Origin of the sequence: Pseudoalteromonas sp. R86517, assembly GCF_042466295.1 — a bacterium.
Taxonomy (GTDB): Bacteria; Pseudomonadota; Gammaproteobacteria; order Enterobacterales; family Alteromonadaceae; genus Pseudoalteromonas; species Pseudoalteromonas atlantica.
The window spans coordinates 1,583,722-1,603,655 of record NZ_JAXHCB010000001.1 but is presented as its reverse complement, the minus strand read 5'-3'; the positions used below and the strand labels follow the sequence as shown (position 1 = coordinate 1,603,655).

18 protein-coding genes and 1 tRNA gene are annotated in these 19,934 nt (G+C 40.0%); 16 read left to right on the top strand and 3 right to left on the bottom strand.

The features are described from left to right. The first annotated feature begins 40 nt into the window (after positions 1-40). The 9 genes from infC (at position 41) to SJY38_RS07170 (ending at position 8,633) form a co-directional block, all read left to right on the top strand. A complete protein-coding gene (gene infC, locus SJY38_RS07210; protein ID WP_024034072.1) occupies positions 41-601 on the top strand; it encodes a translation initiation factor IF-3 in 561 nt (186 codons plus the stop codon). A 211-nt stretch (positions 602-812) separates the two neighbouring features. Further along, positions 813-1,013 carry a 50S ribosomal protein L35 gene (rpmI, locus tag SJY38_RS07205; protein ID WP_004587840.1) on the top strand — a complete coding sequence of 67 codons (201 nt, stop codon included), beginning with the start codon at positions 813-815 and terminating at the stop codon, positions 1,011-1,013. Positions 1,014-1,028: 15 nt separating this feature from the next. After that, positions 1,029-1,391 (top strand): 50S ribosomal protein L20, encoded by a 363-nt coding sequence (gene rplT / locus SJY38_RS07200; protein ID WP_004587841.1) that lies wholly within the window; start codon positions 1,029-1,031, stop codon positions 1,389-1,391. Positions 1,392-1,813: 422 nt separating this feature from the next. Next, a complete protein-coding gene (locus tag SJY38_RS07195) occupies positions 1,814-3,631 on the top strand; it encodes a M14 family metallopeptidase (protein ID WP_377109491.1) in 1,818 nt (605 codons plus the stop codon). Between the two features lies 1 nt (position 3,632). Beyond that, positions 3,633-4,274, top strand: a complete 642-nt coding sequence (locus tag SJY38_RS07190; protein ID WP_248451456.1) for an MBL fold metallo-hydrolase — start codon at positions 3,633-3,635, stop codon at positions 4,272-4,274. A 90-nt stretch (positions 4,275-4,364) separates the two neighbouring features. Continuing rightward, positions 4,365-4,823 carry an Lrp/AsnC family transcriptional regulator gene (locus tag SJY38_RS07185; protein WP_002960703.1) on the top strand — a complete coding sequence of 153 codons (459 nt, stop codon included), beginning with the start codon at positions 4,365-4,367 and terminating at the stop codon, positions 4,821-4,823. 129 nt (positions 4,824-4,952) lie between these two features. Next, positions 4,953-6,509 (top strand): SulP family inorganic anion transporter, encoded by a 1,557-nt coding sequence (locus SJY38_RS07180; protein WP_004587844.1) that lies wholly within the window; start codon positions 4,953-4,955, stop codon positions 6,507-6,509. Between the two features lie 229 nt (positions 6,510-6,738). Continuing rightward, entirely contained in the window at positions 6,739-7,812 is a 1,074-nt protein-coding gene (locus SJY38_RS07175; protein WP_024034075.1) for a sensor histidine kinase, read from the top strand. After that, on the top strand, positions 7,809-8,633 hold the full coding sequence (locus SJY38_RS07170; protein WP_121637422.1) for a LytTR family DNA-binding domain-containing protein: 825 nt from the start codon (positions 7,809-7,811) through the stop codon (positions 8,631-8,633). The genes SJY38_RS07175 and SJY38_RS07170 overlap by 4 nt, the downstream gene beginning before the upstream one ends. 62 nt (positions 8,634-8,695) lie before the next feature. Here SJY38_RS07170 and pyk read toward each other — a convergent pair whose 3' ends face one another. After that, the gene (pyk, locus tag SJY38_RS07165) at positions 8,696-10,132 is read right to left on the bottom strand and encodes a pyruvate kinase (protein WP_004587847.1); all 1,437 of its coding nucleotides are present in this window, start codon (positions 10,130-10,132) and stop codon (positions 8,696-8,698) included. Positions 10,133-10,516: 384 nt separating this feature from the next. On the opposite strand from pyk, the gene gndA reads away from it, so the two are divergent. Continuing rightward, positions 10,517-11,890, top strand: coding sequence for an NADP-dependent phosphogluconate dehydrogenase (gene gndA / locus SJY38_RS07160; RefSeq protein WP_377109490.1), 1,374 nt, complete (start codon positions 10,517-10,519; stop codon positions 11,888-11,890). A gap of 66 nt (positions 11,891-11,956) precedes the next feature. Here the strand turns inward: gndA and ansA are convergent, their stop codons facing one another. Both ansA and sppA read right to left on the bottom strand, forming a co-directional pair. Beyond that, positions 11,957-12,967 carry an asparaginase gene (gene ansA / locus SJY38_RS07155; RefSeq protein ID WP_024034079.1) on the bottom strand — a complete coding sequence of 337 codons (1,011 nt, stop codon included), beginning with the start codon at positions 12,965-12,967 and terminating at the stop codon, positions 11,957-11,959. 82 nt (positions 12,968-13,049) lie between these two features. Next, on the bottom strand, positions 13,050-14,915 hold the full coding sequence (gene sppA / locus SJY38_RS07150) for a signal peptide peptidase SppA (protein ID WP_377109489.1): 1,866 nt from the start codon (positions 14,913-14,915) through the stop codon (positions 13,050-13,052). A gap of 219 nt (positions 14,916-15,134) precedes the next feature. Here sppA and SJY38_RS07145 point away from each other — a divergent pair, with 219 nt between their 5' ends. The 6 genes from SJY38_RS07145 to SJY38_RS07120 all read left to right on the top strand — a co-directional run bounded on the left by SJY38_RS07145 (position 15,135) and on the right by SJY38_RS07120 (position 19,902). Next, positions 15,135-17,096: an FAD-dependent oxidoreductase gene (locus tag SJY38_RS07145; RefSeq protein WP_377109488.1), complete on the top strand. Its 1,962-nt coding sequence runs from the start codon at positions 15,135-15,137 to the stop codon at positions 17,094-17,096. Positions 17,097-17,186: 90 nt separating this feature from the next. Next, the gene (locus tag SJY38_RS07140) at positions 17,187-17,870 is read left to right on the top strand and encodes a DoxX family protein (RefSeq protein ID WP_055253459.1); all 684 of its coding nucleotides are present in this window, start codon (positions 17,187-17,189) and stop codon (positions 17,868-17,870) included. 242 nt (positions 17,871-18,112) lie between these two features. Beyond that, on the top strand, positions 18,113-18,661 hold the full coding sequence (locus SJY38_RS07135) for an NAD(P)H nitroreductase (protein ID WP_004587853.1): 549 nt from the start codon (positions 18,113-18,115) through the stop codon (positions 18,659-18,661). 204 nt (positions 18,662-18,865) lie between these two features. Next, positions 18,866-19,243, top strand: coding sequence for a hypothetical protein (locus SJY38_RS07130; protein WP_024034084.1), 378 nt, complete (start codon positions 18,866-18,868; stop codon positions 19,241-19,243). Between the two features lie 128 nt (positions 19,244-19,371). Further along, a tRNA-Ser gene (locus SJY38_RS07125) sits at positions 19,372-19,462 on the top strand. 53 nt (positions 19,463-19,515) lie between these two features. Further along, a complete protein-coding gene (locus SJY38_RS07120; RefSeq protein ID WP_029772511.1) occupies positions 19,516-19,902 on the top strand; it encodes a hypothetical protein in 387 nt (128 codons plus the stop codon). Positions 19,903-19,934 lie beyond the last annotated feature (32 nt).

Here is a 19,934-nt window from a genome sequence, read left to right as displayed (position 1 = left end):
ATCACAAATAGCCAACTACACGCTTATATTATTGATATTCTTGGAGGAACGTACCATTAGAGGCGGCAAGAAAGGGCAACAAACAGCTCAAAAAAATCGTATTAACGAAGAAATTACAGCTCAAGAAGTTCGTTTAATCGACATCGAAGGCGAACAAGCTGGAATTCAGTCATTAAAAGACGCACAAGCTATGGCTGATGCAGCGGGTGTTGATCTTGTAGAGATTAGCCCAAACGCTGAGCCGCCTGTTTGTAAGGTTATGGACTACGGTAAGTTCATCTTTGAAAAAAGCAAAGAACTAAAAGAGCAGAAGAAGAAGCAAAAGCAAATCCAGATTAAAGAAATCAAATTCCGTCCTGGCACGGATGAAGGTGACTATCAGGTTAAGCTGCGCAACTTACGTAAGTTCTTAGAAGCTGGCGATAAAGCTAAGATTACTATCCGCTTCCGTGGCCGCGAAATGGCTCACCAAGAAATTGGTATTGAATTATTAAACCGTGTTAAGGCTGATTTAGAAGAACTTGCAGTAGTTGAGTCTTTCCCAAATCGTGTTGAAGGCCGCCAAATGGTTATGATGATGGCGCCTGTTGCTAAAAAATAATTTTTAAGCGATAATACGCACCGAATTTAGCTCAGGTACCCAAGTAATATGCAAATATTCACCTGTGCTAACCGGTTTTAAAGTAAAATTGCGGCATTTTTGCTGGGTTTTCACCGGAATATGGCAGTAAGTTAGGCCTAAAAGTGGAGCTATAGAAATATATCTCACGCCTGCTTACTAATTTTTAAGCAATACATTTGGAGTTATTGCAATGGCTTATAAGCTAAAAAGTCACAGAGGCGCTGCTAAGCGTTTCAAGAAAACTGCTTCTGGCGGTTTCAAGCGTAAACAAGCGCATCTTCGTCACATTCTGACTAAGAAAACTTCTAAGCGTAAGTTACACCTACGTCCTAAGATGATGGTTCATAAAAATGACCATGGTCTAGTTTCACGTATGTTACCATTCGCTTAATAGGGGTTTTTAGAAATGGCAAGAGTTAAACGCGGCGTTGTCGCACGTGCACGTCACAAAAAAGTTTTAAAGCAAGCTAAAGGTTACTACGGAGCACGTTCACGTGTTTACCGCGTAGCTTTCCAGGCAGTTACTAAAGCGGGTCAATACGCTTACCGTGACCGTCGTGCTAAGAAACGTACTTTCCGTCAATTATGGATTGCACGTATCAATGCAGCTTCACGTCAAAATGGTCTGTCTTACAGCCGTTTTATCAATGGTCTTAAAAAGACTTCTGTTGAAATCGATCGTAAGATCCTTGCAGATATCGCTGTTTACGACCAAGTTGCATTTGCAGCGCTTGTTGAAAAAGCAAAAGAAGGCCTAGCGGCAGCTTAAGCTTTTTTAAATAAGTAATAAAGAGGAGCCCTAGGCTCCTTTTTTTGTGCCTGTAATTTAAGACTCACTGAATAATATCCCCCCGCAATGATACTTTATTATTTTGATGGCTAAATGTGTCGCTATCTGCGTTAAAAAACTCTCGTTTAGAACAACTAAATAGCGAAGTTTTTCCTAGCTATCAACACGTTTATCAATTCTGTAAATAGATAACTTAATTAAGCGGATTGGTATAAACAACGAATTGCTTGCTAAGCTATTGACACTTTTCCCCAGCCTTAAAATTAACTACTTTAATAATCACTTTATTAAGTCCATGGGTATAAACGGGCTTTCTTTTTTGTTGAATCACCGCACTTTTATAATATCGCTATGTTTACTTGGTATAATTTATTTTATTAAAGCGTTTGTTAGAGAAAACTATGTTTGCAAGCCTGTTATTTTTATCTGCAATTGTGGCAGATAACAGTCATTTACCGCCTCTTATTCCTTGGCAAGGTGATAGCGTTTCGTTATTACAGCAGCAAGGCCCGTTAACCACTGATTTTGAGTTATCACAGGGCAAAGCCTCGCCAAACTATGCCGATACTATGGCGTTTGTAGATAGGCTTGTAGCGGCAAATCCCACGCAGTTTCAGTCTCAAATAATAGGCTACAGTAATAGTAATCGCGCTATTAAAATGGTGGTTGCCAGTGAACAAGGTTTTTTTGAAGCGGGGCAAATGGCCAACAGCACTAAGCCAACCGTTTTTATCCAAGCCGGTATTCATGCAGGTGAGATAGATGGTAAAGATGCCATGTTTATGTTGCTGCGCGATATTGCAACCGGTAAGCGCCGTGACATTTTAAAAAAGGTAAACATACTTTTTATTCCTATTTTAAACGTAGATGGGCATGAACGCAGCAGCGCATTTAATCGCATAAATCAGCGCGGCCCTGAAAAAATGGGCTTTAGAACCAATGCAAATAATCTAAACCTTAATCGCGATTTCACTAAGTTAGATACACCAGAGGTGAGAAGTGTTTTAAACGTTATTAATGATTACAACCCAAACTTATACATTGATGTGCATGTTACCGATGGCGCCGATTATCAGTACGATGTGACCTATGGTTATAACCCTGTATTTGCAAGCGAATCGCCTGCTATATCTGATGCATTAGATCAGTATATAAAGCCGGTTATTGACGAAACATTACAAAAGCAAGGGCATATACCTGGGCCATTGGTATTTGTTATGGATAAACGCGACTTTAAAAAAGGCCTTGCAGGTTGGGTGGCTACACCGCGTTTTTCAAACGGGTGGGGGGATTTAAAATCATTACCAACAATTTTAGTCGAAAACCATTCTTTAAAACCTTATCAACAACGCGTATTAGGCACCTATGTATTTTTAGATGGGGCAATAAACGCGCTTTCTCAATACAGTCATGAGCTTTCGAACGCCGTTAAAAAAGAGCAAGAATTTGTGCCTGAGAAACTAATTGTTAAACGAGGTTATGCTAAACAAGCAGACACAATCAGTGAGTTTAAAGGGGTAGAATACACATCAAGTGCAAGTGCGCTTTCGGGGCAAACTGAGGTTAAATATTTAGGTAAAGCCTATACCTATACTGATTTACCGATTTATTGGCAGAAAGAGGTTGAGCGAGTTGTTGATGTGCCAGAAGCGTTTTTTGTTCCGCCTGTGTATAGCGATATAATAGAAAAGCTTAAGTTACATGGGGTGTCAGTAAACAAACTTAAAGGCGCGAATACGCAACCTTTAAAGCTTGCCAAAGTACTTGATTACTCGTTCGATAAAGCCCCATTTGAAGGGCGCTTTAGAGTCTCTGCAAGTTTTGATTATGTACCAGCAATAAATGTTGATTTAGACGGATGGTATCAAGTAAATACGCAGCAAAAAGCAGGGGAGTTAGCGGTTCATTTATTACACCCAGAGGCTCCTGATTCATTTTTTGCGTGGGGTGAGTTTAATACAATTTTTCAACGAACAGAGTACATGGAAAACTACGCGTTAATCCCTTACGCAAGGAAAATGCTTAAAGACAACCCAAAACTTGCTCTCGAGTTTGATAAAAAACTTCAAGATAAAGCATTTGCGCAAGATGCCAATGCACGTTTGCACTGGTTATATTCACACACGCCATTTTATGACGAAGCGTATTTGAAATACCCAATTTTAATGTCGTATGAGCAAGTAGCCGTTATTCCCGATCAAAAAGATAAAGAAATTTAATATGCACGTTATTACGATACCCGTGACTGCTTTTTCTCAAAATTGCAGAATTATTAGCTGTACAGAAACAAAGCAAGCTGTGGTGATAGACCCAGGTGGTGATACACAAAAAATTATAGCCACGCTTAGTGAGCACAAATTAGTACTGAGCGCTATTTGGCTTACACACGGGCATTTAGACCACGTAGGTGCGGCCGATGAATTACGCTCACACTACAATGTGCAAGTTATTGGCCCGCAAAAAGATGAGTCATTTTGGTTTGATAACCTGCCTATGCAAGCACAAATGTTTGGTTTTTCAGCTATTGATGCTTTTTACCCTGACATTTGGCTTAATCATAATGATGTATTAACGCTTGGTAAACTTAGCTTTAGTGTTAAGCATTGCCCTGGGCACACACCTGGTCATATTGTGTTTTATGAGCCTAATCAGCAATGCGTTATTGTTGGTGATGTTATTTTTAAAGGTGCTGTAGGGCGTACAGATTTCCCTAAAGGCAATACTGAGCAGCTCATTGAGTCTATTAAAAGCCATATTTTAACACTTGATGACAACACGCGTATTTTAGCTGGCCATGGTGAAGATACCACTGTAGGCCACGAAAAACGCACTAATCCATTTGTAAGTGGCCAATTTGGTTAATTAAAATCCATGGAAATGCAAAATTATTGCAGACGGAATTTTAAATTGGCTGTATAATTTAACCAGTTTATTAGATAAATAAGAAATAAAATGTCTCTAAATCACGTAGATCGCCAAATTTTGGCACTTTTACAACAGGACGCAAGTCTTTCAACTGCTGAAATTGCAGACAAAGTAGGCTTATCTCAATCACCTTGTTGGCGACGCATTGCAAAGCTTGAACAAGATGGCTATATCAAAAGTAAAGTTGCGCTTTTAGATGAGAAAAAGCTTGGTTTTGACATGCTTGTATACGCACATGTGCGCTTATCAAATCATGGCAAGAAAAACTTAGCTGAATTTGAAAAGCTAATTATGAGCTATGACGAAGTGACTGAATGTTACACAATGGCCGGCACCATGGACTTTATGCTGCGTATAATCTCACAAGGTATAGAAGGCTATGAGCACTTTGTACGTGACAATTTACTCAGCTTAGAATACGTTCAAGAGGTACACTCTAACGTAACCATGACATGTGTAAAACGCAGTACATCTCTTCCTCTATAAAATAAACGACACAAAGTTAAGCTATACTAAGAAAGCTAATAACGGTGTGTGGGAATTGTTAAATGAGCGCTAATTTGGTAACATTTAGCGCTTTTTCGATCCTAACCTAATAACCCCCTGAGGAACTCAATGTTTAACTTACTCAGCAAAGCGCCTAGCTCTGCTAAAAACGATATTTTATCTGGCTTAACTGTAGCACTTGCTTTAGTTCCAGAAGCTGTTGCGTTTGCTTTTGTAGCAAATGTCGAACCTTTAGTTGGTCTCTACGCCGCGTTTATCGTTGGTTTAATTACGGCTATTTTTGGTGGCCGCCCTGGTATGATTTCGGGCGCAACCGGTGCATTAGCTGTTGTAATGGTAAGTTTGGTACTTGATCACGGTGTTGAGTATTTATTTGCCACGGTGTTGCTGATGGGGATACTGCAAATACTCGCGGGGATATTTAAGCTCGGTAAGTTTATTCGCATGGTCCCCCATCCTGTTATGCTCGGCTTTGTTAATGGATTAGCGATAGTAATATTTTTAGCGCAACTAGGGCAGTTTAAAGTGCCAGATGGCGCAGGTGGCCAGCAATGGATGACGGGTAACCCGCTTTACATCATGTTAGGTTTAGTTGCATTAACCATGGCTATCATTCACTTTTTACCTAAGCTCACCACTGCAGTGCCTTCTTCTTTAGTGGCTATTGTAACGGTAACCGCGTTAGTAATAGGCCTTGATTTAGACTCGCGCACTGTACTTGATTTCCTAAAAGGGATGACAGGTAATGAAGCGGCTACCATTGCTGGCGGCTTACCTGAATTTCACATCCCTATGGTTCCATTTACCCTGGAAACTTTTTATATAATTTTTCCGTATGCATTAATTTTAGCGGCTATTGGTTTAATTGAGTCGTTATTAACGCTTAGCTTGATTGATGAAATTACAGAAACCCGTGGTCACTCGAATAAAGAGTGTATTGGCCAAGGTGCTGCTAATGTAACCTGTGGTTTTTTTGGCGCAATGGGTGGCTGTGCCATGATTGGGCAATCAATGATCAACATTAATTCGGGCGGGCGCTCGCGCTTGTCGGGTATAAGTGCTGCACTAATGCTGCTTGCATTTATTATATTTGCTTCAAGTTTAATTGAAATGATCCCACTGGCTGCGCTTGTAGGTGTTATGTTTATGGTTGTACTTGGTACGTTTGAATGGGCAAGCTTTAAAATGATGAAGCGTGTACCACTGTCTGATGCCTTTGTAATTGTATTGGTATCTGGCGTAACCGTAGTAACCGATTTAGCAATTGCCGTGTGTGTTGGTGTTATTGTTTCTGCCTTGGTATTTGCTTGGAATCATGCAAAACATATCTACACAACTAATTACATTGATGAGCAAGGTGCTAAAGTTTACGAGCTTCACGGCCCGCTATTTTTTGGCTCAGTTAAAAACTTTTCTGAGTTATTCGATGTTAAAAACGACCCTAAAGATGTAATTATCGAATTTGAACACAGCCGTGTTGCGGATCACAGTGCCATAGAAGCCATCGACAGCTTAGCAGATAAGTACACTAAAGCAGGTAAACAGCTTCACTTACGTCATTTAAGTAAAGATTGTAAGCAGCTGTTACACAAAGCGCGTGACTTAGTTGAGGTAAACGTAATTGAAGACCCAACTTATAAAGTGGCGTCAGATAAACTTGCCTAGTTTATAAGGTGGCTTTGCCCATACGAGCTGATTGAATCGGCATTTTAAAAGCGAAAGGTTAAAGCCTTTCGCTTTTTTATTGGCGTAACTTTGCGGTAAGGCTCTTAAAAATTAAGACAGTTGGTACTGCTAACACTTTGTAATAATCGATATAATAACCAAACCAGTGGTTAAATTAGCTAACGTAATTTTAACTTATTGGCTAACTTATACGGAGTTGTATTTTATTTTGAATTGGCAATCTTTAGTTGATAACAGGCAACGCTTTTTTTGGCTATTGCAAATTGCAGGCTGGATTGGTTATGCGCTTGTAAATTATATCGGCTCTAAAGTATTTGAAATGCGTGATATTTACGTGTTCGTTATATTATTAAATGCCTATGCGGGCTGTTTAATGACAGTCCCACTTCGTTATATTTATAGAAAAACCTGGAATGCATCGCCTTGGATATTAATGGTGGTTGTATTTGGTGCCTCGTACATTACAGGTACATTGTGGGCAATTGTACAAAAATTTAATTTATGGGAAATATACCGCCATGGTTATCGCCCAGAAGATTGGTTTTACTATTTACAGCATGGCTTAGACTCTGTTTACATAATTTTATGTTGGAGTGGCTTATACTTTGGCATAAAGTATTACCAGCTATTACAAAGTGAGCGACAAAAAGCGCTTAAAGCAACTACAATGGCCCATGAAGCGCAATTAAAAATGCTCAGATATCAACTTAACCCGCATTTTTTATTTAATACGCTTAATGCTATTTCTACATTAGTTTTGGTAAAAGAAAACAAAGATGCTAACTTAATGGTGGCAAGGTTAAGCGACTTTTTGCGTTATACACTAAATACCGATCCCATTAAAAAAGTGCCTTTAGAGCAAGAGCTACACGCATTAATGCTGTATTTAGAAATAGAGCGGGTTAGATTTGATGAGCGCTTAAAAGTAAATGTAGATGTAAGCGAGCAAGCAAAAGAGGCACTTGTGCCAAGCTTAATTCTGCAACCGATAATTGAGAACGCAATTAAATACGCCATTGCGCATATGTCACAAGGCGGTGTGATAGACATAAAAGCACAGGTTTTTGCCAACGAGCTACTACTTGAAGTAGGTGATAATGGCCCCGGTACCGAACTAATAGACGGACAACTTGTAAATGCACAAGGGGTAGGGGTGGCAAATACCAAAGACAGATTAAAAACGCTCTATGAAAATAATTATTCGTTTGTATTATCACATAATACGCCAAGTGGATTGAAAGTTAATCTGCGAGTACCGTTTGAGAAGGCTGTGAAGAAATGACTAAAATTAAAACCATCATTGTTGATGATGAACCATTAGCAAGAAAGGGCTTAGCAGTAAGACTTGAAGAATATACTGATATAGAAGTAATTAAACTGTGTAGTTCAGGCTCTGAAGCAATAGAAGCATGTAAAGAGCACCCTATAGACTTAGTTTTTTTAGATATACAAATGCCAGGAATGAATGGCTTTGAAGTTGCCCGTGCCTTAAGCGAAAGCACTAAAGCGTTACCCGCGATTGTGTTTGTTACTGCATTTGATCAATTTGCAGTAAAGGCATTTGAAATACATGCTTTGGATTACATTTTAAAACCCGTTGACGATAACAGACTAAAACAGGCGGTAGAAAAAGTGCATAGTTACTTAAAAACACAGCAAGACAACGCCCATAAGAAAAAACTAGCGAGTTTTGTTGCCGGTATTACAGGTAATAACTGTGAAGAAATACTTAAAAAATTAGCCACAGGCGATACCCTAACCGACAAACGTTACCCAGAATCACTGGCGGTAAAAGAGCAGGGTGAAATTATTCGTGTCCCGGTTGCGACAATTCAGTGGGTTGATGCCGCCGGCGATTATATGTGTTTACATTGCCAAGATGGGCAAACACATATTTTGCGCAAAACAATGAAAGAGCTTGAGCAAGAGCTCGACCCACATTTGTTTGTGCGCGTTCATCGCAGTGCAATTGTAAATACAAAACAAATAAGCAAGCTGGTTACACAAGTAAGCGGTGAGTATTTATTAGTGCTTGAAAACGGACAAGAGCTTAAAGTAAGCCGAAGCTACCGCGATAAAGTAAAAGCAGCGCTAGCCAGCTAGTTTGATATTTTACAGGCACAAAAAATGCGAGCTTAGCTCGCATTTTTTATATAAGGCAGAAATTACGCAACAGTTACAATTTTCATTGTGTTCGTTGCGCCCACAGTTTCCATTGAGTCACCGTGAGTAATAATTACTGTATCGCCAGAGTGTAATGAACCTTGTGCTACAAGGGTATCAAGTGCGGCTTTAACCATTCCGTCTTTTTCAGTTTTTGTAGAATCAAAAAACACAGGGTAAACACCACGATAAAGCGCTGTTTGGCCTAGCGTGCTTGCATGGCGTGAAAGCGAGTAAATAGGTAAACCAGAGCTGATACGCGACATAAGTTTAGCGGTGCTACCTGACTCAGTTAAGGTAACAATGGCTTTAACCGAATCTAAGTGGTTAGCAGCGTACATAGCTGAAAGCGCGATAGATTCTGCATTGTTAGAAAAACGGCTGTCTAAACGGTGCTTAGATACATGGGTTTCTTTTTGCGATTCTGCACCTAAACAAACACGTGCCATTGTAGCGACCGTTTCTTCAGGGTAATCACCGGCAGCGGTTTCTGCTGAAAGCATAACTGCATCAGTACCATCAAGTACCGCATTTGCCACATCCATAACTTCTGCGCGTGTTGGCATAGGGTTATCGATCATCGATTCCATCATTTGTGTTGCAGTTACAACAGTACGGTTTAATGAACGAGCGCGACGAATAATGAGTTTTTGTTTACCCATTAGCGCAGCATCACCAATTTCAACACCTAAATCGCCACGAGCAACCATTACAGCGTCTGATGCTAAAACAATGTCATCTACGGCTTCTTGTGTTTCTACGGCTTCTGCACGTTCAATTTTTGCAAGTAGTTGTGCTTTAGAACCTGCAGCTTCTGCTAAAGAGCGTACATAACGCATATCATCGCCACTGCGTGGGAACGATACTGCAATGTAATCAACATCTATTTCAGCTGCAGTGATTAAATCTTCTTTGTCTTTTTCTGTAAACGCAGGGGCTGTTAAACCACCGCCTAAACGGTTAATGCCTTTATTATTTGATAATACACCACCTACGGTAACCGAGCAGTGCACTAAGTGACCTTCTACTTGCTCAACGGTTAGTTGAATAAGGCCATCGTTTAATAGTAATAAATCGCCAGGGCTTACATCTTGTGGTAATTCTTTGTAATCAATACCTACCGCGTTTACGTCGCCTTCACCTTTTTCCATTTTTGCATCTAGGGTGAATTTAGCGCCTACTTCAAGGTTTACTTTACCTTCTTTAAACGTTGAAACACGAATTTTAGGACCTTGAAGGTCTGCAAGGATAGCAACATGTTTACCTAATTTTGTGGCTATCTCGCGTACAGCTTGTGCACGGTCTTTATGATCTTGTGCAACACCATGTGAGAAGTTTAAACGTACTACATTAGCGCCAGCGCGAATAATTTTTTCTAGATTGTTATCTCGATCTGTTGCAGGCCCAAGTGTAGCGACTATTTTTGTGCGTCTTAGCATCAAATTCTCCTGTGTGCTTAGATGTGTAAGCAGGTTGACGGTTATTTTGTGACTTCAAAATACTTATAACTTATGTATAAACATTTTTAGTTATAGGCAAACTAGTTAGTATTGCCACTATTTTATACAAAACGAATATGTCATCATTATGACACCGGTGTCAAAATCCGTCAATGATCTTAAATTCAAAATACGCAGAGTATTTGTAACCGCACAGCACTTATATTTGATACAATTGCAGTGCTTTTTAATAGCGTAATAAAAAAGCATGCTGTATTAGCTCAACGTTCGCATTTTATGACGGTATGAGTATAATGCACGCGGTATTATTTAATGAATTACTTAGTTTACTAACCAAATAGTTGTTACCGAGGAGGACACTAAATGCAAGTTGCATTAGTCGGGTTAGGCGTTATGGGCAAAAATATTGCCTTAAACATGATTGAAAAAGGCATAACGTTAGTCGCATATGATAAAAACCCACATGCGGGTGAAGAGTTATTAAGTTGTGCTAAATCGCAAGGCATGGCCGATAGACTTCATATTGTTTCTGATTTAGGAGACATGGTAAGGCGTTTAGAAGCACCTCGCTCTATTTTATTATTAGTGCCTGCAGGCGAACTGGTTGATGCTGTGTGTAATGAGCTTGTTGAAGCTGGCGTACAGTGTAACGATATGATTGTAGATTGTGGTAACAGTAACTACAAAGACGGTATTAATCGTAAACTTAAGTATCAAAACAAATTTGAATTTGCCACCATGGGTATTTCTGGCGGTGCCGAAGGCGCTCGTCATGGTCCTGCAATGATGGCAAGTGGCTCAGAAGGCGGTTGGGAGCGTATCGAACCGTGGTTTGAAAAAGTAGCCGCTAGCTACAATGGCGAGTCGTGTTTTGCACGCGTTGGTCAATCGGCCAGTGGCCATTTTGTAAAAATGGTTCACAACGGCATCGAATACGCAATTATGCAGCTTATTGCTGAAGTGTATCAACTACTTCGTATTGGTACAGGTCGCTCACCAAAAGAAGTGGCTGAAATTTTTGATGACTGGTCTACCGGTCATTTAAATAGCTACTTACTTGCTATTTCTAGCCATATTTTATCTCTTGTAAACACCAAGCAAGAACCGCTTGTTGATTTAATTGATAATAAAGTAGGCGCAAAAGGCACAGGCCTGTGGACTGCGCAAAATGCACTTGAACTGGGTATTGCTGTTCCTTCACTGGTTGCCGCGGTGCAAGCTCGCCACTTAACCAATGTATGTGACACCACCGCTGCACAAGAAATGACGTATGCCGCTAAAGCTACAAACAAGGTTGATATTGACCTTGAAGAGCTAAAAGATGCATTTACATTGGCGAGCTTATTAGCGTATCGCCAAGGTTTAGCGTTAATTAAAGGGGCTTCTCGTACCCATCAGTGGAAAGTAGACTTGTCTAAAACGCTGCAAACATGGCGTGCCGGTTGTATTATTCGTGCTGACTACCTAGATAGCGTAGCGCAAGGCGTTGAATACATTGATACGCTTGAAAATGAATCTAATGCGCTTCGCAAAGTAACTGGGCAAGCTGTAATGACTGGCTTAGCGTTCCCTGTACTTGCATCAACACAAACGTATTTAGCCACATTAACCACACCAAGTAATGGGCATTTAGTACAAGCTCAGCGTGATTACTTTGGTGAGCATGGTATTAAAACTCACTCAGGTGAAGTGTGTCACTTAACTGACTTAGTGGGTATAGACGCGAAAGTAAGATAATTAACGCGTTTATAAATTAATAAAGGCACGCTATTTAGCGTGCCTTTTTCGTTTTGGTCACTAAAATTAGCGGCTTAATTCACCGCGTAAATTGTCTTGCATTAAATGGCGAATCGTTTCAATTTCTAGGTTTTGGCTAAACAAATAATGCAGCTTTGTTAAACACGCCTCTAGTGTCATATCGTAGCCACTTATTACACCAATATTTAATAACGCGTTACCCGTAGCATAGCCGCCCATATTTACATGGCCTTTTAAACACTGCGTTAAATTAACAATAACCATGCCGCGTTTACTTGCCTCACTTAGCACGTCTAAAAAGTCGGGGTCTTGTGGGGCATTACCTACGCCAAAGCTAAGCAATACCAGTGCTTTTATATTGTCATTCACCAAACTTTTAACCACGTCTTTACTAATGCCTGGGTATAAATAAAGTACACCAATTGGCTGAGGTGTAATGGTGGTTACCTGTAGTTCGTTTTCTACATAAGGGCTTAGCTGGCCTTTAATTAGCTGAATATTAATACCAGATAACGCTAAAGGCTCTAGGTTAGGAGATGCAAAAGCATTAAAACCATCGGCATGTGCTTTAGTGGCTCGGTTACCTCTAAATAATTGGTTATTAAAAAATAAGCTCACTTCAGCAATGGGGTAATTAGCCGCTAAAAACATGGCGTTTAATAAGTTAACTTGACCGTCAGAGCGTAATTGCGATAAAGGAATTTGTGAGCCAGTAACAATAACGGGTTTAGTTAAGTTTTCGAACATGAACGACAGGGCAGAGGCTGTGTAAGCCATTGTATCGGTGCCATGAAGGACCACAAAACCATCGTAATCGTGGTATTTGCTTTTAATGTCATCAGCTATTAGTTGCCAATGCGCTGGCGACATATCTGATGAATCGATTAAAGGGCAGTACTCGTGAATATCAAAAAGGGGCATTTCTTCACGGTTAAATTCTGCGTTATTAACCACTGTTTCTGTTAAAAAACCTTCAGCCGGAATGTAGCCACGGCTCGATTTTTTCATACCTATGGTACCGCCAGTGTATGCGATATAAATGCGTTTACGTTTCATAAAAAAAGCCCAGTAAAAAAACTGGGCTTAGTATAACGTTAAGTTGTTTTAAATACAGCTGCTTGAGTAAATACGTGCACTTTTATTGTGCAACGCTACACTCTAAACAACGTGCGTATACACCCTGCGGATCGTTATAATCTTTCAGATCAGCTACTTCACTACTTAGGCGCTTTATCACCGTATTAATATTAGCTTGAGTGGCTAAAACAGAGGCTGTATCTGTATTTAAGCCAAGCATAGATTTAACGGATGCACTACCAAAAATATCTTGTAGCATTTTTTCTTGCGGGCTTAGATCTTGCTTAATTGTTTTCACTTCGTAGTGATTAAGTTTGGCAAGCGCCGCTGCTGCATCAATCGCATCTTGTTTATCACCAAGCTTATCAACTAGGCCAAGCTCTTGTGCTTGTGAAGCAATCCACACACGCCCTTGTGCAATTTTATCAACTTGCTCTGGTGTCATATTGCGCGCATCAGCAACCACATCTATAAAGCGGCTATAAGCTTCTTCAACACTCATTTGAATAACTTGCGCCATTTTTTCATTAAGCGGGCGAGTAATAGAAAATCCAGCCATTTCTGACGTTGCAACACCATCTGAGTACACACCAATTTCAGATAAAGTATCTTCAAAAGTCATAAATGTACCAAACACACCAATAGAACCGGTGATAGTACTTGGTGCTGCCCAAATTTCGTTAGCTGCTGAGGCAATCCAATAACCGCCAGATGCGGCAACTGAGCTCATTGATGCTATTACAGGTTTGCCTGCAGCTTTAAGTGCTAATACTTCAGCACGAATAACCTCTGAGGCAAACATGCTGCCGCCACCTGAATCAATACGTAAAACAACCGCTTTTACTTTATCATCAAGGCGTGCTTTGCGAAGTAATGCTGCGGTAGAATCGCCGCCAATTTCACCTGCTTTGCGCTCACCATCAACAATCGTACCTTTAGCAACAACTACAGCAACTTTTTCTGTAATTGGGTTATCAAATTCGATAGGGGGCTTAACTAAGCTTAAGTATTCACGAAAAGACACTTGCTTAAATGTTTTACCGTCTTCTTGTGCGCCAACTAAATCAATGAGTTGTTGGCGAATTTGCTGAGTTGTTTTAAGCGAGTCGACCCATTGATGGTCAAGTGCATATTTACCTGAATCGCCATTTGCCGCCTTCATTTTAGCAAGGTAAGCATCCATGGTTTCGTCAAAGTTCGATTCATCAAAAGGGCGTACCGCAGCAACATCTTGCTTATATTCGCTCCATAATGCACCAAGCCAAACTCGGTTTGCTTCTTTAGCAGCATCAGACATATCGTTACGAATAAACGGCTCTACCGCCGACTTAAACGTACCTACACGGAAAATATGCTGCGTTACTTTAAGTTTTTCTAGTGCTTCTTTAAAGTAAAGTGGATACATTCCATAGCCTTCAATGGCTACCGAACCATAAGGATGCATTGCAATTTCATCGGCATGCGAAGCAATATAATATTGCGATTGAGTGTAATAGTAGCCCGATGCAATCACTTTTTTACCCGCTTGCTTAAAGGCATCTAACGATTTAGTAATACGTTTTAGCTTATTTAGGTGGGCTTTTGGCATTTCTTGCAAATCTAGTAAGATAACGCTGATGCGCTCGTCATTAGTGGCTTCATCAATCACTTTGACTACATCATCAAGTAAAATTTCACTAGGTGCTTCTGAATTAGACGTAGCATCGTTAATAGCTGCTTCAACAGGGTCTATATATGTTTTTTCTTCCACAATAGGCCCATTAAGATTAAGCCTAAGTACAGAGCCATCTTCTATTATTATTGTATCGTCATCGCTTGATAGCGACATAAAAAATACAACAACCAGTAATAAAAACAAAATGTTGAGTATTAAACGACGAGAAAAGTTTATTCCAGCCCAAATACCTCTAAATACCTTTGCTATCAAAATAGCTCCTTAATTTGGTACAGCTAATACATTAGTTCCATCTTAGCCTAGAATAAAAATAATTTTAACTGCTAAATCGTAACGAAGTGTTTATGAGGTTACATAAATATACGTTTTTAATAGTATTTTTAATTAAATGCAGGCACATATTGCTTATTACTTGCCATTAAAGCAGAATTAGCTAATGTATACAGGTTAGACCAGTTAACGGGGCACAGGATGTTAGAACAACAATTACAATTAAAACACACACAATTACGAAACCGCTTGGTAATGGGCTCAATGCACACAGGCCTTGAAGAGGGCTGGCACAACCGCAAAAGGTTAAGCGCTTTTTACGAGGCGCGCGCTAAAGGCGGCACGGCCATGATCATTACCGGGGGATACAGCCCTAACTTGCGCGGTAAATTAACGCCTATTTCTTCATCATTTAACAGTTATTATGATGTATTTAAACACCGTGCATACACAGGCGCCGTTCATAAACATGGCGGAAAAATATGTTTGCAGCTTTTACATGCTGGTCGATACGCTTATCATCCGTTTAACCAAGCCCCGAGCGCTATTCAAGCGCCTATAAATCCATACAAACCTAAACAAATGTCGTTAGGCTCGATTAAAAAAACCATTAAAGACTTTGCGCACTCTGCCTATATGGCAGAAAAAGCAGGTTACGATGGTGTTGAAGTAATGGGCTCTGAAGGTTACTTAATTAATGAATTTATGGCGCCACACACCAATAAACGCGATGACGAATTTGGTGGCAGCCTAGAAAATAGAATGCGATTAGCGCTTGAAATAGTTAAAGCCGTAAGGGCTAAAGTATCTGATACGTTTTTAATTATTTTTAGATTATCTGTTATGGACCTAATCCCGAATGGCTCAACCCCTGATGAAGTCACTATTCAGGCAAAAGCACTTGAGCAGGCCGGTGTTGATATTTTTAATACTGGCATTGGGTGGCATGAAGCACGCGTGCCAACAATCGCCAGTATGGTGCCTCCTGGAGCATTTAAAGAAGCTTCAAAACGATTAAAGTCAGTGGTGAATGTACCTGTTATAGCTGTAAACCGTATTAATACGCCGGATATAGCCAACCAAATCCTTAACGATAATGAAGCCGATTTAATTTCAATGGCGCGCCCTTTATTGGCCGATCCTGAGTTTTTTAACAAATATCAAAATCAGCAAACTAAACAAATAAACATTTGTATTGGCTGTAACCAAGGCTGTTTAGACCACGTATTTAAAAATAAACGTGCAACCTGTTTAGTTAACCCACAAGCCGCCTTTGAACTTGATTACCCGTTAGATAAAGCTTCTAACGCTAAAAATGTATTAGTTGTTGGCGCGGGCCCTGCTGGGCTTTCGGCAAGTTGTTATTTGGCTGAAAAAGGGCACACAGTAACGCTTATCGATCAAAAAACACAAATGGGTGGCCAATTTAATCTAGCCATGCAAATTCCAGGTAAAGAAGACTTTAACCATACGCTTAGCTACTTTACTAATGAACTTGAAAGGCTCAACGTAAATGTAGAGCTTGGTAAAGCCTACGATGATGCAATGTTACAAAAATACGATGACATCGTATTTGCCACAGGTGTACGCCCGCGTGAAGCTGCAATTGAATGCGCAGACTCTAAGCGTGTATTTGCTTATGATGAAGTTATACGCGGTGAGGTCGAACTCGGTAAATCAATAGCCATTTTAGGGGCCGGCGGTATTGGCTTTGATATGGTTGCTTTTTTAAGTGAGCATAAATCGCAATCTATTCCTGAGTTTAAAAAGCAGTGGGGTATTGAGTGCGAGGCAGAGCCGCACAAAGATGAGCGAGAATTATACATGCTAAAACGCAGTGCAGGGCGCTTTGGTAGCGGGCTTGGAAAAACCACAGGCTGGATACATCGTCAAGTTGCTAAGCAACATGGTGTTAAACAAATTGCTGATTGCCAGTACCACAGTTTTGATAAAAACGGCCTTACAGTTACTGTTGCCGGAGAAAAACAAGTACTGCCGGTTGATACGGTTATTGCGTGTATAGGGCAGGTTTCTAATAATGAAGTGCTTGAGCAACACCTCGAAAATGCAAAGGTACATGTTATTGGTGGCGCTAAATTAGCAGCAGCAATTGATGCAAAGCGTGCAATTTTTGAAGCGCTTCAAGTGGCCAGAGCTATTTAACAGTGTTAATAAAATGAAATAATTTACAGTACCCTCAGGTCTTGTGTGTATAGAGTCCATAACTTAAAACACTGACAAAGCAGGCCACACATGAGTAAATTATTTCGTTTGTATAATAAAATCATGGGTAATCTATCGTATGCCGACGGATTACCTGCGTTACTTTTTCGCTTAATTTTAGCCCCCGTAATGATTATTGCGGGCTTTAATAAATTAGCCCTAAGTGGAGAAACCGACGGCTTTTTTAGCTATTTTCTTGCTGATGCAAGCGTTGTGCAATGGTTTGGCAATAGTGAATGGGGTTTAGGTTTACCATTTCCAGACTTACTTGCCTTTTTAGCAGGCTGGAGTGAATTTTTAGGCGGGTGGTTTTTACTCTTTGGGCTATTTACCCGCTTAGTAAGCATTCCGCTGATGTTTACAATGGTTGTGGCAGCAACAACAGTACATTGGCATAATGGTTGGTTTGCTATAGCGCCATCAAACCCTACAACCAGTTCAGCTCAAGTACTTGATTGGTTATCAATTCCAGGGGCTAAAGAAAGCCTTGAAAACTCACTAGAAGTACAAGAACGTATAGGTAAAATTAGGGGTATAGTTGAAGAGCACGGATTTACTGATTACTTATATGAAAAAGGGAAACCTTCCATAATAAATAACGGTATTGAATTTTCTGCTATTTATTTTGCCATGTTACTTAGCTTGTTTTTTGTAGGTGGCGGTCGCTTTGTTAGTGTTGATTATTGGCTCAGGCGTGCAGTAGTAAAAGAGTAGCAAACAAATTGGTTTAAAAAGGGCGTATAAATATTTTTTATACGCCCTTTTTGTTTGTAACGTGTGTTAAACGCATCGCGCCTCTCTCGGATTTATACAGTGGTATATGAATATTGTTTACGCAGTAATGGCGCTGTAATACGAAAGAATAAGTAGGGTTTTAATAAAATTGATAATTACGCAGAGTTTATTTTTTAAAGGCATAAATGGTACTCTAACGTTTTGAATTATGAGAGTACGCTATGGATGCTATTGAGCTTTTACTAACCCGCCAATCTGACGCTAAATTAACCGCCCCAGGGCCAAATTCAGAGCAGCTCGATATAATAAAGCAAGCCGCGTTACGGGTGCCTGATCACGGATGTATTGCGCCTTGGCAGTTTATTGTTGTTCAAGGTGATGCCCGCCATAAATTAGGTGAGATATACCATCAAAGCGCCGTTGCTGAGCAGCAAGAAGAAAAAGTGATTAAACGCGCAAAAGAGCTTGTGCTGCGCGCACCGATGATCATTATTGCTATTGCTAAGTATCAAGCCCATCCAAAAGTGCCGCGTATTGAGCAAGTACAAAGCGCCGGTTGCAGTGTACTTGCCATGCAACAAGCCGCATTTGCACAAGGTTTAGGTGGTGTATGGCGTACAGGGTATTTTGCACAAAGCACAGCAGTCAAAAATGCCCTTAATTTAGACGAGCAAGATGAAATTGTTGGGTATTTATATTTAGGCACCCCAGAGATTGAGTGCAAAAAGGCAGCTAAGCATAAACCAGATGATTACTTCACTTATTTATAATAAATAATGAACTATTGCAGTTCTGCGCAGTCATATAGCATTAAGGTTGCTGCTGTTAGGCTCGTCCTTTTTTGATTTAGCTGTGAGAAGCGCACGGAAGCAATATAGGTTAACTTTTTCTTCTTCAGTTTGTTTTTTAATCGGTTGTTTTTTGTTAAAGTATGGAAAGTCTTAATAAAAATAACGATAAAGAAGACGAAAACGATGGGAAATTTATTTTTACAAGAAAAAGAGAATTGGCTGGCATGGTCAATTTGGGGAATAGTGGGTGCTTTTATTACACTTTATGTGGCAATGAGCACGAATACTGCACATTTTATAGCTGGCTCTGCTATGGGAATGCTTGTTTTATTAACCTGGTGGATGCAGCAGTCTAAAAGGTTTGATTTTGGTCGGGCCTTTAAAATTTGTTTTTATGTGTTATTGCTTAGTGTATTACCAGCATTTTTATTTGTGGTTGTACCAAGTGATGATTTAAACCGTTTTGATTTAATATTTCAAAGCGTTACATTTTTAGCACTTAGTTTATTACTGTGCTTAATTTGTTCGTGGATTGCACGTAGGCCAAAGCAATATTATTAATAGGGCAATGAGCAATGTAGGTTTTTAGCTATTTGTGGTGGTTTTTTGAACCAAATGCTGTTTTTAGCTAATTATTTACATTTAGGTCTTTACAAGTTGCTCAATACCCCCTATTATTCGCGCCGTACGGAGAGATGGCAGAGTGGTCGAATGCACCGGTCTTGAAAACCGGCATAGGTTTGTAGCCTATCTAGGGTTCAAATCCCTATCTCTCCACCATTATTTAAAAAAACCGCCTTATGGGCGGTTTTTTGCTTTGTGGAGTTTAATAAATGTCAAAAGAAGCAAACCTTACAACATCGCAACGCTTAGTAAAGCATGTACTACTGTGGATTGTATTTGGCTACTGTTATCAAAGCGCGATTAATTTATTAATAAAAATGGCAGCAGATGCACAACCAGACGCAACGCTTATCACCGCCTTTGTGTATGGCATTGGCTTTAACGTATTAACTGCGCATCTTATTACTAAGTACGATACGCATTGGCCTGTCATTGGCGCAGCTTTTATTGCTTTAGTTGGTTTAGTATTAGTGCCATTGGTGCTGTTTGGCAGTGGCGGTTTACTAGCGTGGCCATTGCTTGTTGGATTTTTATTCAGTTTACCCCTTTGTAGCTACATAGTTGGCAAAATTAAGGTAAAACACAGTAAAAACTAGCCCCAAACCGGTTTTATTTTATGTTAGCATGT

Bases quoted from the DNA above. Each gene is read 5' to 3' on its own strand.
- rplT (WP_004587841.1), top strand. From the start codon at position 1,029: ATGGCAAGAGTTAAACGCGGCGTTGTCGCACGTGCACGTCACAAAAAA.
- SJY38_RS07180 (WP_004587844.1), top strand. From the start codon at position 4,953: ATGTTTAACTTACTCAGCAAAGCGCCTAGCTCTGCTAAAAACGATATT.
- SJY38_RS07120 (WP_029772511.1), top strand. From the start codon at position 19,516: ATGTCAAAAGAAGCAAACCTTACAACATCGCAACGCTTAGTAAAGCAT.
- SJY38_RS07190 (WP_248451456.1), top strand. From the start codon at position 3,633: ATGCACGTTATTACGATACCCGTGACTGCTTTTTCTCAAAATTGCAGA.
- SJY38_RS07130 (WP_024034084.1), top strand. From the start codon at position 18,866: ATGGGAAATTTATTTTTACAAGAAAAAGAGAATTGGCTGGCATGGTCA.
- SJY38_RS07145 (WP_377109488.1), top strand. From the start codon at position 15,135: ATGTTAGAACAACAATTACAATTAAAACACACACAATTACGAAACCGC.
- SJY38_RS07135 (WP_004587853.1), top strand. From the start codon at position 18,113: ATGGATGCTATTGAGCTTTTACTAACCCGCCAATCTGACGCTAAATTA.
- SJY38_RS07140 (WP_055253459.1), top strand. From the start codon at position 17,187: ATGAGTAAATTATTTCGTTTGTATAATAAAATCATGGGTAATCTATCG.
- ansA (WP_024034079.1), bottom strand. From the start codon at position 12,967: ATGAAACGTAAACGCATTTATATCGCATACACTGGCGGTACCATAGGT.
- SJY38_RS07195 (WP_377109491.1), top strand. From the start codon at position 1,814: ATGTTTGCAAGCCTGTTATTTTTATCTGCAATTGTGGCAGATAACAGT.
- pyk (WP_004587847.1), bottom strand. From the start codon at position 10,132: ATGCTAAGACGCACAAAAATAGTCGCTACACTTGGGCCTGCAACAGAT.
- gndA (WP_377109490.1), top strand. From the start codon at position 10,517: ATGCAAGTTGCATTAGTCGGGTTAGGCGTTATGGGCAAAAATATTGCC.
- SJY38_RS07185 (WP_002960703.1), top strand. From the start codon at position 4,365: ATGTCTCTAAATCACGTAGATCGCCAAATTTTGGCACTTTTACAACAG.
- rpmI (WP_004587840.1), top strand. From the start codon at position 813: ATGGCTTATAAGCTAAAAAGTCACAGAGGCGCTGCTAAGCGTTTCAAG.
- SJY38_RS07170 (WP_121637422.1), top strand. From the start codon at position 7,809: ATGACTAAAATTAAAACCATCATTGTTGATGATGAACCATTAGCAAGA.